This is a genomic window from Pseudomonas vanderleydeniana, assembly GCF_014268755.2.
GTDB classification, from domain to species: Bacteria; Pseudomonadota; Gammaproteobacteria; order Pseudomonadales; family Pseudomonadaceae; genus Aquipseudomonas; species Aquipseudomonas vanderleydeniana.
In genome coordinates this window covers 5,861,571-5,882,294 of the sequence record NZ_CP077093.1, presented here as the reverse complement: position 1 = coordinate 5,882,294, position 20,724 = coordinate 5,861,571, and the positions used below count along the sequence as shown (strand labels likewise).

Annotated in this window: 18 protein-coding genes; 13 read left to right on the top strand and 5 right to left on the bottom strand. The window is 62.4% G+C overall.

Going from position 1 to position 20,724, the window contains the following annotated elements:
• Window positions 1-321: 321 nt before the first annotated feature.
• The 7 genes from HU752_RS26440 (at window position 322) to HU752_RS26410 (ending at window position 8,476) form a co-directional block, all read left to right on the top strand.
• The gene (locus HU752_RS26440; protein ID WP_186687077.1) at window positions 322-1,590 is read left to right on the top strand and encodes a D-mannose isomerase; all 1,269 of its coding nucleotides are present in this window, start codon (window positions 322-324) and stop codon (window positions 1,588-1,590) included.
• A 125-nt stretch (window positions 1,591-1,715) separates the two neighbouring features.
• Entirely contained in the window at window positions 1,716-3,002 is a 1,287-nt protein-coding gene (locus HU752_RS26435) for an ABC transporter substrate-binding protein (RefSeq protein WP_186687079.1), read from the top strand.
• Window positions 3,003-3,149: 147 nt separating this feature from the next.
• Window positions 3,150-4,058 (top strand): carbohydrate ABC transporter permease, encoded by a 909-nt coding sequence (locus HU752_RS26430; RefSeq protein ID WP_026145004.1) that lies wholly within the window; start codon window positions 3,150-3,152, stop codon window positions 4,056-4,058.
• Window positions 4,051-4,896, top strand: coding sequence for a carbohydrate ABC transporter permease (locus tag HU752_RS26425; RefSeq protein WP_186687081.1), 846 nt, complete (start codon window positions 4,051-4,053; stop codon window positions 4,894-4,896). The genes HU752_RS26430 and HU752_RS26425 overlap by 8 nt, the downstream gene beginning before the upstream one ends.
• Window positions 4,897-4,898: 2 nt before the next feature.
• Window positions 4,899-6,056 carry an ABC transporter ATP-binding protein gene (locus HU752_RS26420; protein ID WP_186687083.1) on the top strand — a complete coding sequence of 386 codons (1,158 nt, stop codon included), beginning with the start codon at window positions 4,899-4,901 and terminating at the stop codon, window positions 6,054-6,056.
• A 90-nt stretch (window positions 6,057-6,146) separates the two neighbouring features.
• Window positions 6,147-7,496 (top strand): carbohydrate porin, encoded by a 1,350-nt coding sequence (locus HU752_RS26415; RefSeq protein WP_186687086.1) that lies wholly within the window; start codon window positions 6,147-6,149, stop codon window positions 7,494-7,496.
• Between the two features lie 125 nt (window positions 7,497-7,621).
• Entirely contained in the window at window positions 7,622-8,476 is an 855-nt protein-coding gene (locus HU752_RS26410; protein ID WP_186687089.1) for a D-hexose-6-phosphate mutarotase, read from the top strand.
• Between the two features lie 340 nt (window positions 8,477-8,816).
• Here the strand turns inward: HU752_RS26410 and HU752_RS26405 are convergent, their stop codons facing one another.
• On the bottom strand, window positions 8,817-9,677 hold the full coding sequence (locus HU752_RS26405; protein WP_186687217.1) for a MurR/RpiR family transcriptional regulator: 861 nt from the start codon (window positions 9,675-9,677) through the stop codon (window positions 8,817-8,819).
• 211 nt (window positions 9,678-9,888) lie between these two features.
• On the opposite strand from HU752_RS26405, the gene zwf reads away from it, so the two are divergent.
• From zwf to HU752_RS26390, 3 genes are read left to right on the top strand one after another with little or no spacing between them, the layout of a single operon-like run.
• A complete protein-coding gene (gene zwf / locus HU752_RS26400) occupies window positions 9,889-11,358 on the top strand; it encodes a glucose-6-phosphate dehydrogenase (protein WP_186687093.1) in 1,470 nt (489 codons plus the stop codon).
• A complete protein-coding gene (gene pgl / locus HU752_RS26395) occupies window positions 11,345-12,058 on the top strand; it encodes a 6-phosphogluconolactonase (protein WP_186687096.1) in 714 nt (237 codons plus the stop codon). The genes zwf and pgl overlap by 14 nt, the downstream gene beginning before the upstream one ends.
• A 17-nt stretch (window positions 12,059-12,075) precedes the next feature.
• Window positions 12,076-12,741, top strand: a complete 666-nt coding sequence (locus HU752_RS26390; protein WP_186687099.1) for a bifunctional 4-hydroxy-2-oxoglutarate aldolase/2-dehydro-3-deoxy-phosphogluconate aldolase — start codon at window positions 12,076-12,078, stop codon at window positions 12,739-12,741.
• Window positions 12,742-12,975: 234 nt separating this feature from the next.
• On the opposite strand, the gene HU752_RS26385 is transcribed toward HU752_RS26390, so the two are convergent.
• Both HU752_RS26385 and HU752_RS26380 read right to left on the bottom strand, forming a co-directional pair.
• Window positions 12,976-14,160, bottom strand: coding sequence for an aminotransferase class V-fold PLP-dependent enzyme (locus tag HU752_RS26385; RefSeq protein ID WP_186687102.1), 1,185 nt, complete (start codon window positions 14,158-14,160; stop codon window positions 12,976-12,978).
• A gap of 27 nt (window positions 14,161-14,187) precedes the next feature.
• On the bottom strand, window positions 14,188-14,424 hold the full coding sequence (locus HU752_RS26380) for a DUF3820 family protein (RefSeq protein WP_186687107.1): 237 nt from the start codon (window positions 14,422-14,424) through the stop codon (window positions 14,188-14,190).
• A 205-nt stretch (window positions 14,425-14,629) separates the two neighbouring features.
• Between HU752_RS26380 and HU752_RS26375 the strand changes: the two genes are divergently transcribed.
• Window positions 14,630-15,094 carry a PA2169 family four-helix-bundle protein gene (locus HU752_RS26375; RefSeq protein ID WP_186687110.1) on the top strand — a complete coding sequence of 155 codons (465 nt, stop codon included), beginning with the start codon at window positions 14,630-14,632 and terminating at the stop codon, window positions 15,092-15,094.
• Window positions 15,095-15,166: 72 nt separating this feature from the next.
• On the opposite strand, the gene HU752_RS26370 is transcribed toward HU752_RS26375, so the two are convergent.
• Both HU752_RS26370 and HU752_RS26365 read right to left on the bottom strand, forming a co-directional pair.
• A complete protein-coding gene (locus tag HU752_RS26370; RefSeq protein ID WP_017905299.1) occupies window positions 15,167-15,643 on the bottom strand; it encodes a MaoC family dehydratase in 477 nt (158 codons plus the stop codon).
• A 60-nt stretch (window positions 15,644-15,703) separates the two neighbouring features.
• Entirely contained in the window at window positions 15,704-16,648 is a 945-nt protein-coding gene (locus HU752_RS26365) for an alpha/beta hydrolase (protein WP_186687113.1), read from the bottom strand.
• A gap of 237 nt (window positions 16,649-16,885) precedes the next feature.
• Between HU752_RS26365 and fadD2 the strand changes: the two genes are divergently transcribed.
• Together fadD2 and fadD1 are read left to right on the top strand one after the other, a co-directional pair.
• Window positions 16,886-18,574, top strand: coding sequence for a long-chain-fatty-acid--CoA ligase FadD2 (gene fadD2 / locus HU752_RS26360; RefSeq protein WP_186687116.1), 1,689 nt, complete (start codon window positions 16,886-16,888; stop codon window positions 18,572-18,574).
• A gap of 388 nt (window positions 18,575-18,962) precedes the next feature.
• Entirely contained in the window at window positions 18,963-20,660 is a 1,698-nt protein-coding gene (gene fadD1 / locus HU752_RS26355) for a long-chain-fatty-acid--CoA ligase FadD1 (protein ID WP_186687119.1), read from the top strand.
• Window positions 20,661-20,724 lie beyond the last annotated feature (64 nt).

Genomic DNA, 20,724 nt, shown 5'->3' with positions numbered 1-20,724 from the left:
CTTAGCGGGCGCCGGCTGTTCATGGGGCAGGTCATGAATGACGCTTGCCGAGATTCGCCCAGGCAAAGTCGAGCTTCAATGTGGGAAAGCGCTTTAGGGATAGCTCCTACAACGGAAAGGGAAGCGACCTAATCGGCAATTTTCCTACTTTGCGTCATGAAAGATCCTGACGAGAGAGCGGCGCTTCAAGGCTCCTGGATTGTCACCGGCTGGTGACATTTTCCTCGGCCTTCGTTACCTGCCGTCCTCGGGGCGCTGGTTAGAATCCGTTGCACCACGGGCGTGCGACCTGCCGCCTCGATAACAAGAAAGGTGAAGTGCATGACTGGCGATAGCCTTGAATTTTCGTTCGGCAGCTGGCTGAACGCTCCTGCCCACCATGCCTGGTTGATGGACGAAGGGCGCCGCCTGCTGGCGTTCGCCAGGGCCGCCAGGCTCGACGAGGGGTTCGGCAATCTCGACGCCCAGGGGTACCTGCCGCCCCAGGCCACGGCCGAGACCATGAACACCGCGCGCATGACCCACTGTTTTGCCATGGCCCATGTCCAGGGTATTCCTGGCTGCCTGCCGCTGGTCGAGCATGGCGTCGCCGCACTCTGGGGGCCGCTGCGCGACGCGACCTTCGGCGGCTGGTACGCCACGGCGCAACAGCGTGACGGCAACAGCGGCAAGGCCGCCTACCTGCATGCCTTCGTCGCGCTTGCCGCCAGCTCGGCGGTAGTCGCCGGCAGCCAGGATGCGCCGGGCCTGCTGGCCGAGGCGATCCGGGTAATCGACACGCATTTCTGGAGCGAGGAGGAGGGCGCCTTGCGCGAGTCCTTCGCTCGCGACTGGAGCAACGAGGAGGCCTATCGCGGCGCCAACAGCAACATGCACGGCACCGAGGCCTTTCTTGCGCTGGCCGACGTCACGGGCGACAGCCGGTGGCTGGAGCGCGCGCTGCGGATCGTCGAGCGGCTGATTCACCAGCAGGCGGCGGGCAACGGCTTTGCGGTCATCGAGCATTTTGACCGCCAATGGCAGCCCCGGCGTGACTACAACGAGGACAATCCTGCCGACGGTTTCCGTCCCTATGGCACGACGCCGGGGCATGCCTTCGAATGGTCCCGGCTGCTGCTGCACCTCGAGGCGGCCCGCCGTGCGGCCGGGCTGCAGACTCCAGAATGGTTGTTGGAGGATGCCCGCGAGCTGTTTGCCGGCGCCTGTCGCCATGCCTGGGCGGCGGACGGCCGACCAGGCGTGGTCTACACCCTGGACTGGGAAAATCGCCCGGTGGTCAGCGAGCGCCTGCACTGGGTCCACTGCGAGGCCAGCGCGACGGCGGCGGCGCTGTTGCGACGCACGGGAGAGCCGCAATACGAGACCTGGTACCGGCGCTTCTGGGACTTCAACGAGCTGTATTTCATCGACCGGCTACAGGGCAGTTGGCATCACGAACTGGACGCACACAACCGGCCCAGCGCGCGAATCTGGGGTGGCAAGCCCGACCTCTATCACGCCTACCAGGCAGTCCTGTTACCCTGCCTGCCGCTGGCGCCGAGCCTGGCGAGCGCTCTGGCTCGGCACTTTGCGCCCAAAACCGCGGTCTGATTCATGTAACCATGCGGTGACATTTGCGCGTCCCTTCGTTACCTGCGAGGGCACGCGCCTTTACTAGAATCCGTTGCAGCGCAAGCACCAGACTTGCATGCATAACAACAAGAAAGGTACTTCAGATGAATTCGATTTCTCGCCTCGCCGCAGTGATTTCCCTCGCCTCGTTGTTCCCCCTCAGCGCACTGGCTGCCGACTCCAAAGGGAGTGTGGAAGTGGTTCACTGGTGGACGTCCGGTGGTGAAAAAGCGGCTGTCGACGTACTCAAGGCCCAGGTCGAAAAAGACGGCTTCACCTGGAAGGACGGCGCTGTCGCCGGCGGTGGCGGTGCCACGGCCATGACCGTGCTGAAAAGCCGTGCCGTTGCCGGCAACCCGCCGGGCGTCGCCCAGATCAAGGGGCCCGACATCCAGGAATGGGCTTCCACCGGCCTGCTCGACACCGACGTCCTGAAGGACGTTGCCAAGGAAGAGAAGTGGGACAGCCTGCTCGACAAGAAAGTCTCCGACACCGTGAAGTACGACGGTGACTACGTCGCCGTACCGGTCAACATCCACCGCGTCAACTGGCTGTGGATCAACCCCGAAGTGTTCAAGAAGGCCGGCATCGACAAGGCGCCGACCACCCTCCAGGAATTCTACGCTGCCGGCGACAAGCTCAAGGCCGCCGGCTTCATTCCGCTCGCCCATGGTGGCCAGCCTTGGCAGGACAGCACCGTATTCGAAGCGGTGGTGCTCTCGGTGATGGGGGTTGATGGCTACAAGAAAGCCCTGGTCGACCTGGACAACGCCGCCCTGACCGGTCCTGAAATGGTCAAGGCCCTGACCGAGCTGAAGAAGGTCGCGACCTACATGGACGTCGACGGCAAGGGCCAGGACTGGAACCTGGAAGCGGCCAAGGTCATCAATGGCAAGGCCGGCATGCAGATCATGGGTGACTGGGCCAAGAGCGAGTGGACCGCGGCCAAGAAAGTCGCCGGCAAGGACTACCAGTGCGTAGCCTTCCCGGGTACCGACAAGGCCTTCACCTACAACATCGACTCCCTGGCGGTGTTCAAGCAGAAGGACAAGGGCACGGCGGCGGGCCAGCAGGATATCGCCAAGGTGGTGCTGGGCGAGAACTTCCAGAAGGTCTTCAGCATCAACAAGGGCTCGATCCCGGTGCGCAACGACATGCTGGCCGACATGGCCAAGTATGGCTTCGACTCCTGCGCGCAGACCGCTGCCAAGGACTTCCTGGCCGATGCCAAGACGGGTGGCCTGCAGCCAAGCATGGCGCACAACATGGCGACCACACTGGCCGTTCAGGGCGCGTTCTTTGACGTCGTGACCAACTACATCAACGACCCGAAAGCCGACCCGGCCGATGCGGCGAAGAAACTTGGCGCGGCGGTCAAGTCCGCCAAGTAAACGCCCCCTCCCTGTAGGAGCAGGGGTTGCCCGCGAAAGCGCTACATCAGCCGACGCATTCGTTGACTGACACACCGTGTTCGCGGGCAAGCCCGGCTCCTACCGAGGGCGCTGAAGCAGTTCCTTTTCCCTGTACTGGATTTTCCCATGAGCTCTGTTGCTGTGTTCAGCAAGGCCTCGCCGTTCGATTTCCTGCAGCGCTGGCTACCCAAGCTGGTGCTGGCACCGAGCATGTTCATCGTGCTGGTGGGCTTCTACGGCTACATCCTGTGGACGTTCGTCCTGTCGTTCACCAACTCGACGTTCCTGCCGACCTACAAGTGGGTTGGCCTGGCGCAATACGCGCGGTTGTTCGACAACGACCGCTGGTGGGTGGCGAGCAAGAACCTGGCGCTGTTCGGCGGCCTGTTCATCGCCATCACCCTGGCGATCGGTGTGATGCTGGCGGTGTTTCTCGACCAGCGCATCCGTCGCGAAGGGTTCATCCGCACCATCTACCTGTACCCCATGGCACTGTCGATGATCGTCACCGGCACCGCCTGGAAGTGGCTGCTCAACCCGGGCATGGGCCTGGACAAGCTGCTGCGTGACTGGGGCTGGGAAGGCTTCCGCCTGGACTGGCTGATCGACCCCGATCGCGTGGTCTACTGCCTGGTCATCGCTGCGGTCTGGCAGGCTTCGGGCTTCATCATGGCGATGTTCCTCGCCGGCCTGCGCGGGGTCGACCAGTCGATCATCCGTGCCGCCCAGATCGACGGCGCGAGCATGCCGAAGATCTACTGGAAAGTGGTGCTGCCCAGCCTGCGCCCGGTGTTCTTCAGTGCAGTGATGATCCTGGCGCACATCGCGATCAAGAGCTTCGACCTGGTGGCGGCAATGACCGCGGGCGGTCCTGGCTATTCGTCCGACCTGCCGGCGATGTTCATGTATTCCTTCACCTTCAGTCGCGGCCAGATGGGCATGGGCTCGGCCAGTGCGATCCTGATGCTCGGTGCGATTCTCGCGATCATCGTGCCTTACCTGTACTCCGAGCTGAGGACCAAGCGTCATGACTAGTCTCACCGACAAACCCTCCCTCAGCCTGAGTCGCATCGCCATCCACGCGGTACTGCTGGTCGCCGTGCTGCTGTACCTGGTGCCGCTGGTGGTGATGCTGCTGACCAGCTTCAAGTCGCCGGATGACATCAGCACCGGCAACCTGCTGAGCTGGCCGACGGTGTTCACCGACATCGGCTGGATCAAGGCCTGGGCCACGGTCAACGGCTACTTCTGGAACTCGATCAAGATCACCGTTCCGGCGGTGCTGATCTCCACCGCCATCGGTGCGTTGAACGGCTACGTGCTGTCGATGTGGCGCTTTCGCGGCTCGCAACTGTTCTTCGGCCTGCTGCTGTTCGGCTGCTTCCTGCCGTTCCAGACCGTGCTGCTGCCGGCTTCGTTCACCCTCGGCAAGATGGGCCTGGCCAGTACCACCACCGGCCTGGTGTTCGTCCACGTGGTCTACGGCCTGGCCTTCACCACGCTGTTCTTCCGCAACTACTACGTGAGCATCCCCGATGCGCTGGTCAAGGCGGCACGCCTGGATGGCGCGGGGTTCTTCACCATCTTCCGGCGGATCATCCTGCCGATGTCGACCCCGATCATCATGGTCTGCCTGATCTGGCAGTTCACCCAGATCTGGAACGACTTCCTGTTCGGCGTGGTGTTCTCCAGCGGTGATTCGCAACCGATCACCGTGGCGCTGAACAACCTGGTCAACACCAGCACCGGGGTCAAGGAATACAACGTGGACATGGCGGCGGCGATGATCGCCGGGCTGCCGACGCTGCTGGTCTATGTGGTCGCAGGCAAGTATTTCGTGCGCGGGCTGACGGCCGGCGCAGTCAAGGGGTAATCATGGCAACGCTCGAACTTCGCAACGTAAACAAGACCTATGGCGCCGGCCTGCCGGACACCCTGAAGAACATCGAACTGTCGATCAAGGACGGTGAGTTCCTGATCCTCGTCGGCCCCTCGGGCTGCGGCAAGTCGACCCTGATGAACTGCATCGCGGGCCTGGAGAGCATCACCGGTGGCGCGATCATGATCGGCGACCAGGATGTCAGCGGCATGAGCCCCAAGGATCGCGACATCGCCATGGTGTTCCAGTCCTATGCGCTGTACCCGACCATGAGCGTGCGCGAGAACATCGAATTCGGCCTCAAGATCCGCAAGATGAACCAGTCGGCCATCGACGAGGAAGTCGCCCGGGTCGCCAAGCTGTTGCAGATCGAACACCTGCTCAACCGCAAGCCGGGCCAGCTCTCCGGTGGCCAGCAGCAGCGCGTGGCGATGGGCCGGGCGCTGGCACGGCGGCCGAAGATCTACCTGTTCGACGAGCCGCTGTCGAACCTCGATGCCAAGCTGCGGGTCGAGATGCGTACCGAAATGAAGCTGATGCACCAGCGCCTGAAGACCACCACGGTCTACGTCACCCACGACCAGATCGAGGCGATGACCCTCGGTGACAAGGTGGCGGTGATGAAGGACGGCATCATCCAGCAGTTCGGTACCCCGAAAGAGATCTACAACGACCCGGCCAACCAGTTCGTCGCCAGCTTCATCGGTTCGCCGCCGATGAATTTCATTCCGCTGCGCCTGCAGCGCAAGGACGGCCGCCTGGTGGCGCTGCTCGACAGCGGCCAGGCGCGCTGCGAACTGCCGCTGAACACCAGTGAGGCGGGGCTGGAAGATCGCGAAGTGGTGCTGGGCCTGCGTCCCGAGCAGATCCTGCTGGCTTCCGGGGATACCGGCTTGCCGAGCATTCGCGCCGAGGTGCAGGTCACCGAGCCGACCGGTCCGGACACCCTGGTATTCGTCACCCTCAACGACAGCAAGGTCTGCTGCCGCCTGGCGCCGGACGTGGCGCCACAGGTGGGCGAGACCCTGACCCTGCAATTCGATCCGGCCAAGGTGTTGCTGTTCGATGCCGCGACCGGCGAGCGCCTGGGTCAGGTGATGCAGTCCCGGCCCCAGTCGAGCGGCGACAACGTCGCGCAGTTCAAGGGCCGCTGAACTCAGGACGGGCGGCTCGCCGCCCGTCGCAATCGATGTAAACCACGTTCAATAAAAACTGTTAATAAAAATAAAGACGAGGATGTAGGGATGAAAAAGAGGAACACCAACAGCCGACTGATCTGCCAACTGTCAGCGGCAGCAGCCCTGGTCATGGCCGGCCATGCCGTGGCGGACGACGCGTTCAGCGCCGACTCCAAATGGATGACCGGCGACTGGGGTGGCGAACGGACCCGCCTGATCGAGCAGGGTATCGACATCAAGATGGACTACGTCGGTGAGGTCGGTGGCAACCTGCACGGCGGCTACAACGACGACAAGACGGCGCGCTACAGCGACCAGTTCGGCCTTGGCGCCGCGCTTGACTTGCAGAAGCTGCTGGGCTGGGACAACACCCAGGCGAAGATCCAGCTGACCAACCGTAACGGCCAGAACATCTCCAACGATCGTATCGGCGATCCGCGTGCTGGCACCCTGAGCTCTTCCCAGGAAGTCTACGGCCGTGGCCACATGGTCCGCCTGACCCAACTGTGGATCCAGCACCAGTTCTTCGACGGCAAGCTCGACGTCAAGGCCGGTTACTTCGGCGAAGGCGAAGACTTCAACACCTTCCCATGCGAATTCCAGAACCTGGCATTCTGCGGCTCCCAGGTGGGCAACTGGGCGACCGGCATCTGGTACAACTGGCCGGTCAGCCAGGCGGCACTGCGCGTGAAGTACAACATCACGCCTGAGCTGTATGCACAGATCGGCGCGTACAACCAGAACCCCTCGCAGCTGGAACACGGCAACGGCTTCAAGCTCAGCGGCAGTGGCACCAAGGGTACCGTGCTGCCGGTCGAGCTGGTCTGGTCGCCGAAGCTCAACAGCCTGCCGGGCGAATACCGGGTTGGCTACTACAAGAGCACGGCACCGGCCAACGACGTACGTGAGGACGTCAATGGTGCTGATGCCGCGACCACCGGCAACGCCTATCGCATCCATGACAGCAAGCACGGCTACTGGTTCGTCGCGCAGCAGCAGCTGACCACCCATAACGGTGACGCTTCCCGCGGCCTGAACATCGCCGCCAACGCGACCTTCCACGACAAGGACACCAACGTCGTCGACAACTACCAGTCGCTGATGCTGGTGTACAAGGGGCCGTTCGATGCGCGTCCCAAGGATGACATCGGCTTCGGCGTCGCCCGTATCCATGTCAACGACGACGTGAAGAAGAACGCCGAGCTGGCCAACGCCGCCATTGGTGTCAGCGACTATGACAACCCGCTGTACTCGCCACTGCGCGACACCGAGTACAACTACGAGCTCAACTACGGTATCCACGTCACCAACTGGCTGACCGTGCGTCCGAACCTGCAGTACATCACTCATCCGGGTGGTGTGGATCAAGTCGATAACGCCCTGGTGGCCGGTCTGAAAATTCAGTCGGTGTTCTGAGGCGTCGGCTGATAAGCTCTCTCTCTATGTGCGCATCTTGCGGATGGTCACCCGACCGTCCGCTTTTTTTTGCGCAGCAGGACGCGTTGGCTTCACGACGATAGAGATTCCAGGATTCGCGGCACATGCACGAGCAACCGCTACAACGTTTCTTCAAGTCCCGGCGCGAGCAGCCGGTGTTCCAGTGGGAGCGCTTTCAACAGCGTGAAGTGCTGGTGATCGATCATCCGCTGTGCCAGGCGGTGTTCAGTCGCCAGGGCGCGCAGTTGCTGCACTTCCAGCCGCGCGGGCAGAAGCCCTGGTTGTGGTGCGCGGCGAAATGGCCGCAGGTCGGTGCGATTCGTGGTGGGGTGCCGGTATGCTGGCCGTGGTATGGCCGCCATCCGAGCGAAAATGCCTGGCCTTCCCATGGCTGGGCGCGCCTGATCGACTGGAAGTTGCTGGAGAGCCGTTCCGATGAACAGGGCGTCAGCCTGCACTGGCGATTGCAGCTGTGCGATTGGCAGGTGGACCTGCATGCGCACCTCGGTGACAGCATGGATCTGCGCCTGAGCACCGAGCACCAGGACAGTGAGCCTTGCCAGTTGAGCCATGCTCTGCACGCCTACTGGCGTATCGGCGACGTCGGCGAGGTAGCGCTGTCTGGACTCGATGGAGTGCAGGGATATGACCACTTGAGCCGCCAGGTTTGCCAGCAGCAGGGCGAATTGCGGGTCGATGGCGGCTGCCAGCGGGTGTTCCAGCACGAGGGCGAACTGCAGCTCAAGGATCGTGCCTGGCAGCGTGAGTTATGTATCGATACCGGCGACAGTGCCGACACCGTGGTCTGGCATCCGGGGCCGCGGCCGTTGCTCGGCGTGAGCTGGAGCGAGGTGATGGGGTTCGTCTGTGTCGAGGCGGCCAGCGGTGGCACCGATAGCCTCTGTTTGGCACCGGGAGAGCGGGCGCACCTGAGCTTGCAGGCGCGCGCGCAGGTCTGATGAGATCTATTTGTGGCTTGTGGCTTGTGGCTTGTGGCTTGTGGCTTGTGGCTTGCTACTTGAGGACTTGAGGACTTGAGGACTTGAGGACTTGAGGACTTGAGGACTTGAGGACTTGAGGACTTGAGGACTTGAGGACTTGAGGAATTGTGGAATTGTGGAATTGTGGCGAGCGGGCTTGCCCGCGCTCGACTGCAAAGCAGTCGCAAGAGCAGGCAGACCGTTTTATCTGGTAGAGCACGTCGACTGACCTCAGGGCTGCCTTGCAGCCCAGCGCGGGCAAGCCCGCTCGCCACAAAGGCTGCTCACGGCAACCCTGCGGCAACCGGTCCCGCAGTGCTCAGTCGTACTCGTCGCCGACCGGATAACGGCTGGCGTTGAGGCTTTCCTTGATCTTGCGCAGGTGCGGCTGGAAGTCCACGCCGCGACGCAGGGTCATGCCGGTGGCCAGCACGTCGAGCACGGTCAGTTGCACGATCCGCGAGGTCATCGGCATGTAGATGTCGGTGTCCTCCGGCAACGGGATGTTCAGGCTCAGGGTACTGGCGCGGGCCAGCGGCGAGCCGGCGGCGGTCAGTCCGAGCACGGAAGCGCCGTTGGCCCGGGCGATGCGTGCCACTTCCACCAGTTCCCGCGTACGGCCGGTGTAGGAGATGATCACGAACAGCTCGCCGGTATGGGCGACCGAGGCGATCATGCGCTGCATCAGGACGTCGGCATGGGCCGTGACCGAGATGTTGAAGCGGAAGAACTTGTGCAGGGCATCCATGGCCACCGGCGCGGATGCCCCGAGACCGAAGAAGTGGATCTGCCGGGCCTGGGTCAGCAGATCGACGGCACGGTTGACCAGATCCGGATCCAGCACCTTGCACACGCTGTCCAGGGAAGCGATGGCACTGGCGAAGATTTTTTGCGTGTAGGCCTCGGAATCGTCATCGGCTTCTACCGCGCGGCTGACGTAGGCCGCCCCGCTGGCCAGGCTCTGCGCCAGTTGCAGCTTGAGTTCGGGGTAGCCGCTGACGTCGAACGAACGGCAGAAGCGGTTCACCGTCGGTTCGCTGACCGAGGCCGCCTGGGCGAGGGCGGCGATGCTGTAGCGGGTCGCCTGCTGCGGGTTGAGCAGGATGACTTCGGCGACTTTGCGCTCGGCCTTGTTCAGGTCTTCGAGGCGATTCTGGATCTGTTCCAGCAGATTTCGCACGCGGTCCATGTTGGTGTTCCTTGGTTCTGCAATGCATGGGAGAGCGTGCCTTGGCAGCTCTCGGCGGTGGCCTATCCTACTGATGGTGCCTGTGGACCACCACTCGCAATCGTGATTTTGAAGAAATGTTGTGGTTATTACTACATTTTTTCCTTGAGTGATGCCTCGAAAAAAGGTATTTATCGTTTAACTTGATAAAAGAACAAACATCATGCCCTCGATAACGGTTGAACCGTGCACCTTTGCCTTGTTCGGCGCCCTCGGCGACCTCGCGCTGCGCAAGCTGTTTCCTGCCTTGTATCACCTGGATGGCGCCGGCCTGCTGCACGAGGACACGCGCATTCTCGCCCTGGCCCGCGAGCCGGGCAGTGTCGACGAGCACCTGGCGACCATCGCCAGCGAGCTGCGCGAATTCGTCGAGGCGAAGGAAATCGACGAAGCGGTTGTCGAGCGTTTCCTCGGCCGCCTGAGCTACCTGCATGTGGACTTCCTCAAGGCCGATGACTACGTGGCCCTGGCCGAAACCGTCGGTCCCGGCGAACAGCTGATCGCCTATTTCGCCACGCCCGCCGCGGTGTACGGTGGGATCTGCGAGAACCTGGCCAAGGTCGGCCTGGCTGAAAATACCCGGGTGGTGCTGGAGAAACCGATCGGTTCGGACCTGGAGTCGTCGCGCAAGGTCAACGACGCGGTGGCGCAGTTCTTCCCGGAGAACCGCACCTATCGCATCGACCACTACCTGGGCAAGGAGACGGTGCAGAACCTGATCGCCCTGCGCTTCGCCAATAGCCTGTTCGAGACCCAGTGGAACCAGCACTACATTTCCCACGTGGAAATCACCGTCGCCGAGAAAGTCGGCATCGAAGGCCGTTGGGGCTACTTCGACAAGGCCGGCCAGCTGCGCGACATGATCCAGAACCACCTGCTGCAGCTGCTGTGCCTGATCGCCATGGACCCGCCGGCCGACCTCTCCGCCGACAGCATCCGCGACGAGAAGGTCAAGGTGCTCAAGGCCCTGGCGCCGATCAGCCCGGAAGGCCTGACCACCCAGGTGGTACGCGGCCAGTACATCGCTGGCCACAGCGATGGCCGCTCCGTGCCGGGCTACCTGGAAGAAGAGAATTCCAACACCCAGAGCGACACCGAGACCTTCGTCGCCCTGCGTGCCGACATCCGCAACTGGCGCTGGGCCGGCGTGCCGTTCTACCTGCGGACCGGCAAGCGCATGGCGCAGAAGCTGTCGCAGATCGTCATCCACTTCAAGGAACCGTCGCACTACATCTTCGCCCCCGAGCAGCGCCTGCAGATCAGCAACAAGCTGATCATCCGCCTGCAACCGGACGAAGGCATTTCCCTGCGGGTGATGACCAAGGACCAGGGCCTGGACAAGGGCATGCAACTGCGCAGCGGGCCGCTGCAGTTGAACTTCTCCGACACCTACCACAGTGCGCGGATTCCGGATGCCTACGAGCGTCTGCTGCTGGAAGTGATGCACGGCAACCAGAACCTGTTTGTCCGCAAAGATGAAATCGAAGCCGCGTGGAGGTGGTGCGACCAGCTGATCGCCGGCTGGAAAAAGTCCGGCGATGCGCCCAAGCCGTATGCCGCCGGATCCTGGGGGCCGATGAGCTCCATCGCACTGATTACGCGGGATGGGAGGTCGTGGTATGGCGATATCTGAGTTGAAGTTGCCCGATGGCGTGACCGGGCGTGAGTTCCGCACGCCGGCGCTGTTGGCCGAAGGCCAGGCCCTGGCGGTGGCACAACAGCTGCGCACGGCGATTGCCGCGCGTGGCGTGGCAACCCTGGTGGTCTCTGGCGGGCGCAGCCCGGTGGCGTTCTTCCAGCACCTGGCCAGGCAGGAGCTGGAATGGAGCAAGGTGGTGATCAGCCTGGCCGACGAGCGCTGGGTACCGGTCGAGCATGCCGACAGCAATGCCGGGTTGCTCAAGCGCTACCTGCTGCAGGGTGCGGCGGCCAAGGCGCGCTTCATCGGCCTGTACAACGCCGCCGCCAACCTGGAAGAGGCGGCGCTGCAGGCCGACCAGTTCCTCGCCGAACTGCCGGACATCGACGTGCTGGTGCTGGGCATGGGCGATGACGGGCATACCGCTTCGCTGTTCCCGGACAGCCCGAACCTGCAGGCCGCCCTGCAGGTCGACGGCAGCCGGCGTGTCTGGCCGATGCTGGCTCCGACCGTGCCGCACCAGCGGCTGACCATGAGCCGGGCCTTGCTGGCTTCGGCGACCTTTACCGTGTTGGCGATTTCCGGTCAGTCGAAACTGACCACCCTGAATGCCGCGCTGGCCGGCGATGACCTCGCTGCCATGCCGGTTCGTGCGTTTCTGCAACCCCCCCTAGAGATTTACTGGTGCCCATGAGCCAAGGATCAGCCGCTATGACAAAAAATGCCCCGACCGTCTCCATGGCAGACAAGGTCGCCCTGATCGATGAGCTGTGCACCCGCGCGCGGATCCTGCCAGTCATCACCATTGCCCGCGAGCAGGATGTGCTGCCGCTGGCCGACGCCCTGGCCGCTGGCGGCCTGACCGCGCTGGAAGTGACCCTGCGCTCGCAATTCGGGCTCAAGGCCATCGAGATCTTGCGTGAGCAGCGCCCGGAGCTGGTGACCGGCGCCGGTACCGTGCTCGATCGCCAGATGCTGGCGGCAGCCGAGGCGGCAGGTTCGCAGTTCATCGTCACCCCGGGCATCACCCGTGACCTGCTGGAAGCGAGCGTCGACAGCCCGATTCCGCTGTTGCCGGGGATCAGCAGCGCCTCGGGGATCATGGAGGGCTATGCCCTGGGCTATCGCCGCTTCAAGCTGTTCCCGGCGGAAGTCAGCGGCGGCGTGGCGGCGATCAAGGCCCTGGGCGGCCCGTTCGGCGAAGTGAAATTCTGCCCGACCGGGGGTGTCGGCCCGGCCAACATCAAGAGCTACATGGCGCTGAAAAACGTCATGTGCGTCGGCGGCAGCTGGATGCTCGATCCGGAGTGGATCAAGAACGGCGACTGGGGCCGTATCCAGGAGTGCACGGCCGAGGCCCTGGCCCTGCTGGACTGATCCCTCCCTACCGAATTCGTTGTGTGTTCTACGGCTTTACGGTGCGCTTGGTCGGCGCACCGTTTTTTTTTGCCCGAAGAAAAGGCGCTTACAGGCTGATGTCCCGTGGTGTCTGGAGGGACGCTATCGCCAGCAAGCCGGTTCCCACAAGGGGCCATCTTGCGTCCGGTACCGGCCCTGCAGGAGCCGGTTTGCTGGCGATAGCAATGGATCAGGCAACCCGCAGCGTCCAGCTCAGCCACCCAGCTCGGCGAGTGCCTTGATCAACTGGTCAATGTCTTGTGCCGAGGTGGTGAGCCCGGGGGTCACCCGAATGCAGGGCCCACAAGCCGACCCACTGCGCGCCACGGTGAACAGGTTGTACTCGTTGAGCAAGCGCTCGGCCATCCGTTGCTGGTCCGCCTGGCGGGTAAAGCGTAGCGAGGTGATCGCGCCATACAGGCGCGGATCGTCCGGGGTCAGCACCTCGATACCGGGCATCGCGCGTGCTTCGCTCACCCACAGGTTGCGCAGGTAGGCCAGGCGTGCGCCCTTGCCTGCGGCACCACCGAGTTCGCGGTGTTCGGCAAACACCGTCGGCAAGGTCATCAGCGCTGGAATGTTCGGCGTGCTGTGGGGCGTGCGCGAGCGTATGTCGGTGAGCGGAAAATGCGTCTCGCCCATGTCCGGATCGATATCGGCCAGGCGCTCGGGGGCGATGTAGGTTACCCCCAGGCTCAGCGGCGAGCCGATCCATTTCTGCAGGTTGAAACCGGCAAACGCCACGCCCAGCGTCGGCAGGTCGAATTCGAGCTGTCCGAGGGCATGGGCGCCGTCGAGAATCACATCGACCCCGTGTTCCGTGGCCATCTCGACGATGGCCTGCACCGGCATCACCAACCCGGTGCGATGGGTGACGTGGGTCAGCGCCATCAGTTTCAGTCGTGGGTAGCGCACGAAGGCTTCTTGGTAGCTCGCCAGCAGGGTTTCGTAGCTGGCCGGGTGCGCGTGCTCGATACGGATCACCTGGACGCCGCGATAGCGTTCCAGCCAGTTCAGGGCGCTCTTCACCGTTTCGTATTCCAGGTCGCTGTACAGCACCTGGTCGCCCGGTTGCAGTCGGTTGTAGTTGCGGATCAATGCCTGCAGGGAGGCGGTGGCGTTCTGGCTGAAGGTGATGGCCTGGTCGCTGACCCCCATGAGTTCGGCCAGGTCGGCGCGAATGTCGGCGATTCCGATCTGGTCGAAATGTTGGCGCACATGCACCGAGTTGCTGCGGTTGATGAAGTCGATATTGCGTTGATAGGCCTCCATCACCCGATGGGTCATGCGGCCGAAGTAGCCGTTCTCCAGGTTGATCGGACCCGGCTCGACGTCGTAGCGTCGGGCCACGGTTTGCCAGAAGTGTTCGTCGCGGGCGTTGTCTTCATTCCTTGGCATAGGGGCCTGTCCTTCGATGGTGGGGCTTCAGTGGCGGGGTTTGGGTTTGCCGTGTTTGACGCGCAACGGGTCGAGCAGGTCGCCGAGACCGTTGTGGTCGATCTCCTGCATCAGCGCCAGCAGGCCGCCGAGCTCACCCTGAGGGAAGCCTTCGCGGGCGAACCAGTTCAGGTATGGGCCGGGCAGGTCGGCGAGAATCCGCCCCTTGTACTTGCCGAAGGGCATTTCGCGGGTGACCAGCAGTTCGAGTTTCTCAGGGTTCATGCAGGGCTTGCCTCAGGTGTCCACGCAACAGGAAACATACCGGCATTCTGCATGCAGGCCAATTGACAGATCATGCAAATAACATTGATACAGATTTTTTGAATTTTATTAACTTATTGAAAAATAAGATAAAAAATAAAACAAGAGAGCTGGCATGGCGGCTGCAACGTACTACTCAACTTCCACCACCAGAAGGAATTGAGTCATGACCGACGTTAATAAAGAAGCCATTTCGATCCTCAACCACCTGATCGAGGTCAGCAAGGATGGCCAGGAAGGCTTCAAGACCTGTGCCGAGGATATCAAGCACCCCGAACTCAAGGCGCTGTTCGCCAAGCGCTCCAGCGAGTGCGCGGCCGCCGCAGTAGAGCTGCAGGCTGAAGTACGCCGTCTGGGTGGCGATCCGGAAACCTCCACCAGTGTTGCCGGCGACCTGCATCGGCGCTGGGTCGACGTGAAGGCCCTGTTCACCGGCAAGGGTGAAGAAGCGGTGCTCAACGAGGCGGAGCGGGGTGAGGACCATGCCAAGAAGGCTTATCGCGAAGCCCTGGAAAAACTGGCCAAGCACAACATGATGGGGCTGCGCGATCTGGTCGATCGCCAGTACCAGGGTGTGCTGCGCAACCATGACCAGGTCAAGGCGCTGCGTAATATCGCTCGTGCCAGCTGAGTGGCTGGTTGAATAAAAAAACGCCGGTCGATCCGGCGTTTTTTCATGCAGTGCCCACTCGCCTCGTGCTGTTCAGACGCCGCCGATGGTGATGGGTGGCGGGCTGGTCAGGGTCACGGTCTGCTGTTTGCGTGGCGCGAGGATTTCCGCTTCGCCGTCCACCACCAGCTCATCACGCTGGTTGAACACGCGGGTAGCGATGCGCACGCGGAACTTCGGCAGCTTTTCGAGGATTTCCAGACGCACGGTCAGGGTGTCGCCGATCTTCACCGGCTTCTGGAAGCTCATCTGCTGGCCCAGGTAGATGGTACCCGGCCCAGGCAGCTCGCAGGCCACCGCGGCGCTGATCAGCGCGCCGCTGAACATGCCGTGGGCAATCCGCTCCTTGAACATGCTCGCGGCGGCGAACTCGGCGTCCAGGTGCACCGGGTTGTGGTCACCGGACATCGCGGCGAACAGCTGGATGTCGCGCTCTTCCACGGTCTTGCTGTAGCTGGCGGTCTGGCCGACTTCGAGGGCTTCGTACGGCGTGTTGGTCACCTGGGTCATCTGATACCTGTCCTGTGAAGAGATGTTCAAAATCAAACCATTGATTTTAAACGATAGAAATTATTCGGCATGCACCGGCCGACGATGTGCCAGGGTCTGTTCCAGCCATTGCAGCACGTCGGTGGTCACTTCATCGCGGTTGGTTTCATTGAAGAGTTCATGCCGCGCCTGAGGGTAGACGCTCAATTTCAGGTTCTGGCTACCTGCCTGGCGCAATGCGTCGGCAAGATCCTTCAGGCGCTTGCCCTCGCTGACCGGATCCCGCTCGCCGCCCATCACCAGCAACGGCAACCCGGGGTCGATCTGCGCCAGGTTGGCGGCCTTGCTGATCTGCTGCAGGCCGCCGAGCATGTCGATCCACATCTGGTTGGTGCAGCGAAAGCCGCAGAGCGGGTCGGCGACGTACTTGTCGACTTCCTGCGGGTCGCGGCTGAGCCAGTCGAAGGCCGTGCGGTTGGGCTTGAAGGCCTTGTTGAAGGAGCCGAACGACAGCCAGTCGATCAGCGCGCTGCGGCCGGTCGGGCCCTGGCGCCAGCGCTCGAAGCGGGCAATGGCACGGGCGGCGCGGTAGAGGGCCACGGGCTGGAAGTTCGAACCGCTGAGAATCGCGCCCTGCAGGCTGGCGCTGTGGTGCAGCAGGTAGGCCTGGGCGATGTAGCTGCCCATGCTGTGCCCGAGCAGGATGATCGGCTTGCCCGGATGTTCTTCGCCGATGCGCTGGTTGAGCGCGGCCAGGTCGCTGACCACGCTGCTCCAGCCGTCATGGTCGGCATAGTGCCCGAGCACGCCGTGCTCGGCGGTCTTGCCGTGCCCGCGCTGGTCGGGGGCATACAGGCCATAGCCGGCCTCGCACAACGCCGCGGCCAGGCGGGCATAACGCCCACTGTGCTCGGCCATGCCATGGGAGAGCATCACCAGCCCCACGGGCTCGCCCTGAGGCAGCCAACGGTTGACGTAGAGGCGGCTGTGGTCACTCGTGGTCAGCCAGAAAGTGTCGTGGATCATGGCGGTTCCTTTGCACGGGACGAGACGGGGCAGGGGGTGGAGTAGGCAGTCGCCCCATTGTATAGCGCATACTCGATCAGGAAGCAGGCCAAGCTGCACATTGGCAGCAAGATTCATGATGTTAATGAGTGTGTCCGGCATATTTGCCTGATTCCCCATTGCTGCTACCGTCCGCCAATGAACGCTTTCGCTTCGGCGAAGCGGCTCCGGATAGGCTCAGGCAAGAGGACAACAACAATGCAACCTGATTTCTGGAATGACAAACGCCCGGCCGGCGTCCCCCTGGCTATCGAAGCGGGGGCCTACAAGTCGGTGATCGAGGTGTTCGAGCGGTCCTGCAAGAAGTTCGCGGATCGTCCGGCCTTCAGCAGCATGGGCGTGACTCTGACCTACGCCGAACTGGAGCGCTACAGCGCGGCCTTCGCCGGCTACCTGCAAAACCACACCGACCTGCGCCCGGGTGATCGCATTGCGGTGCAATTGCCCAACGTCCTGCACTATCCGATCGCCGTGTTCGGCGCCATGCGCGCCGGCCTGGTGGTGGTCAACACCAACCCGCTGTACACCGTGCGCGAGATGCGCCACCAGTTCAAGGACTCCGGTGCCCGTGCGCTGGTGTACCTGAACCTGTTCGGTTCGAAGGTCCAGGAAGTGCTGCCCGATACCGGCATCGAGTTCCTGATCGAGGCGAAGATGGGCGACCTGATGTCGCCGGCCAAGGGCTGGCTGACCAACCTGGTGGTCGACAAGGTCAAGAAACTGGTGCCGCCCTACCAGTTGCCCCAGGCCATTTCGTTCAAGAGTGCCCTGCACAGGGGCCGTGGCCAGGGCATCCAGCCATCGACGGCCGGCCTCGACGATATTGCGGTGCTGCAGTACACCGGCGGCACCACGGGGCTGGCCAAGGGCGCGATGCTCACCCACGGCAACCTGGTGGCGAACATGCAGCAGGCGCGCGCGTGCATGTCCCAGACGGGCACCGACGGTCACCCGCTGCTCAAGGAAGGCCAGGAGGTGGTGATTGCACCGCTGCCGCTGTACCACATCTATGCATTCACCGCGAATTGCATGTGCATGATGGTCACCGGCAACCATAACGTGCTGATCGGTAACCCACGGGACATCGGTGGCTTCGTCAAGGAATTGAAGAAGTGGCGGTTTTCCGCTCTGTTGGGACTCAACACGCTGTTCGTCGCGCTGATGGAGCATCCGGAGTTCAAGAACCTGGATTTCTCCGCGCTCAAGCTCACCAACTCCGGCGGTACCGCGCTGGTCAAGGCCACGGCCGAGCGTTGGCAGAAAGCCACGGGCTGCCGCATCACCGAAGGCTACGGCCTGACCGAGACCTCGCCGGTCGCCTGCACCAACCCCTACGGCGAACTCGGCCGCCTGGGTACGGTCGGCCTGCCACTGCCGGGCACGGCCTTGAAGGTCACCGATGACAATGGCGTCGAGCAACCGCTGGGGCAGCCAGGCGAGCTGTGCATCAAGGGCCCGCAGGTGATGAAGGGCTACTGGCAGCAGCCGCAGGCGACGGCCGAGGTGCTCGATGACGAGGGCTGGTTCAAGACCGGGGATATCGCGGTGATCGACCCGGACGGGTTTGTCCGCATCGTCGACCGCAAGAAGGACATGATCATCGTCTCCGGTTTCAACGTGTACCCCAACGAAATCGAAGACGTGGTGATGGCCCATCCGAAAGTCGCCAACTGCGCGGTGATCGGCGTACCGGACGAACGTTCCGGCGAGGCGGTGAAGCTGTTCGTGGTAGCGCGGGAGGCGGGGGTCAGCGTCGAGGAACTCAAGGCCTACTGCAAGGAAAACTTCACCGCCTACAAGGTGCCCAAGCACATCGTGCTGCGTGATTCGCTGCCGATGACGCCGGTAGGCAAGATCCTGCGGCGCGAGTTGCGCGACATCGCCTAGCGGGTAGACATCGGCGACCTTGCGGATCTCTTCGCGGGCAAGCCACGCTCCTACAGTTCATTGCCGTGCGTTCTGTTGATGGACGACGCTGAACTGTAGGAGCGCGGCTTGCCCGCGAAGCTTTTTGCTTCTGAAAACACCGCCCTAGAGCGGAAAATCAGAAGAATAGAATTTTTACTCTAAAATGACCGATTGCTGTTCTTGAGTCATGTTTATGACTGTAGGGGCCGTGTTTGGCTCTAGTCGACCCTCGGCAAAGCTGCTACTCTCGGCGCGCTTTGTGACTTCTCGGCGTAGGTTAAAGCCAGATCACCCAATAACAAACACAGACAAATAATAATCGCATCAAATGCGGTGCTGAATTCGCGTTGCTGAGGAGTGGGCTTCCATGATCGAAGACTTTTGGAAGGATAAGTACCCGGCTGGGATTGCTGCCGAAATCAATCCCGATGAGTACCCGAATGTTCAGACGGTATTGAAACAGTCTTGCCAACGATTCGCCAACAAGCCGGCCTTTAGCAACCTCGGCAAGACGCTCACCTATGGTGAGTTGTATGAGTTGTCCGGGGCCTTCGCTGCCTACCTGCAACAGCATACGGACCTGCAGCCGGGCGACCGCATCGCCCTGCAGTTGCCGAACCTGCTGCAATATCCGATCGCCGTGTTCGGTGCCATTCGCGCCGGCCTGATCGTGGTCAACACCAACCCGCTGTACACCGCGCGGGAAATGGAACACCAGTTCAACGACTCCGGTGCCAAGGCGCTGGTGTGCCTGGCGAACATGGCGCATCTGGCCGAGACGGTCGTACCCAAGACCGGAGTGCGCCATGTCATCGTCACCGAAGTGGCCGACATGCTGCCACCGCTCAAGCGCCTGCTGGTCAACAGCGTCGTCAAGTATGTGAAGAAGATGGTGCCGGCCTACCACCTGCCCAAGGCCGTCAAATTCAATGACGTGCTGAGCAAGGGCCTGGGCCAGCCGGTCAAGGAAGCCAACCCGGCCAGCAGTGACGTGGCCGTGTTGCAGTACACCGGTGGTACCACCGGCGTGGCCAAGGGCGCGATGTTGACCCACCGCAACCTGGTGTCGAACATGCTGCAGTGCAAGGCGCTGATGGGGTCGGAACTGCGGGAAGGCTGCGAGATCGTCATCACGCCGCTGCCGCTGTACCACATCTATGCCTTCACCTTCCATTGCATGGCGGTGATGCTGCTGGGCAACCACAACATTCTGATCAGCAACCCGCGCGACCTGCCGGCGATGGTCAAGGAACTGTCGAAGTGGAAGTTCAGCGCCTTCGTCGGCCTGAACACCCTGTTCGTCTCGCTGTGCAACAACGAGGCGTTCCGCAAGCTGGACTTCTCTGCCCTCAAGGTCACCCTGTCGGGCGGCATGGCTCTGCAACTGGCGGCGTCCGAGCGTTGGAAGGCCGTGACCGGCTGTGCCATCTGTGAAGGCTATGGCATGACCGAGACCAGCCCGGTGGCTTCGGTGAACCCCAGCCAGAAGATCCAGCAGGGCACCATCGGCATCCCGATGCCGTCGACCCTGTGCAAGGTGATCGACGACGCTGGCGTCGAGCTGCCGCTGGGTGAAGTCGGCGAGCTGTGCATCAAGGGCCCCCAGGTCATGAAGGGCTACTGGCAGCGCCAGGATGCCACCGACGAGATCCTCGACAGCGAAGGCTGGTTGAAGACCGGCGATATCGCGATCATCCAGCCTGATGGCTACATGCGGATCGTCGACCGCAAGAAGGACATGATCCTGGTGTCGGGCTTCAACGTCTATCCGAACGAACTGGAAGACGTGCTCGCGACCCTGCCGGGCGTGCTGCAATGTGCCGCCATCGGCGTGCCGGACGAGAAGTCGGGCGAGGTGATCAAGATCTTCATCGTCGCCAAGCCGGGCGTGACCCTGACCAAGGACCAGGTGATGGAGCACATGCGCGCCAACGTCACCGGCTACAAGGTGCCCAGGTTCGTCGAGTTCCGCGATGCCCTGCCGACCACCAACGTCGGCAAGATCCTGCGTCGCGAACTGCGTGACGAAGAGCTGAAGAAGCTGGGCCTGAAGAAGACCGCCTGACGCTTGTGCCGAAAAAGACAAAGCCCCGCATTGCGGGGCTTTTTCGTTCAGGGGCGCTCTGCAG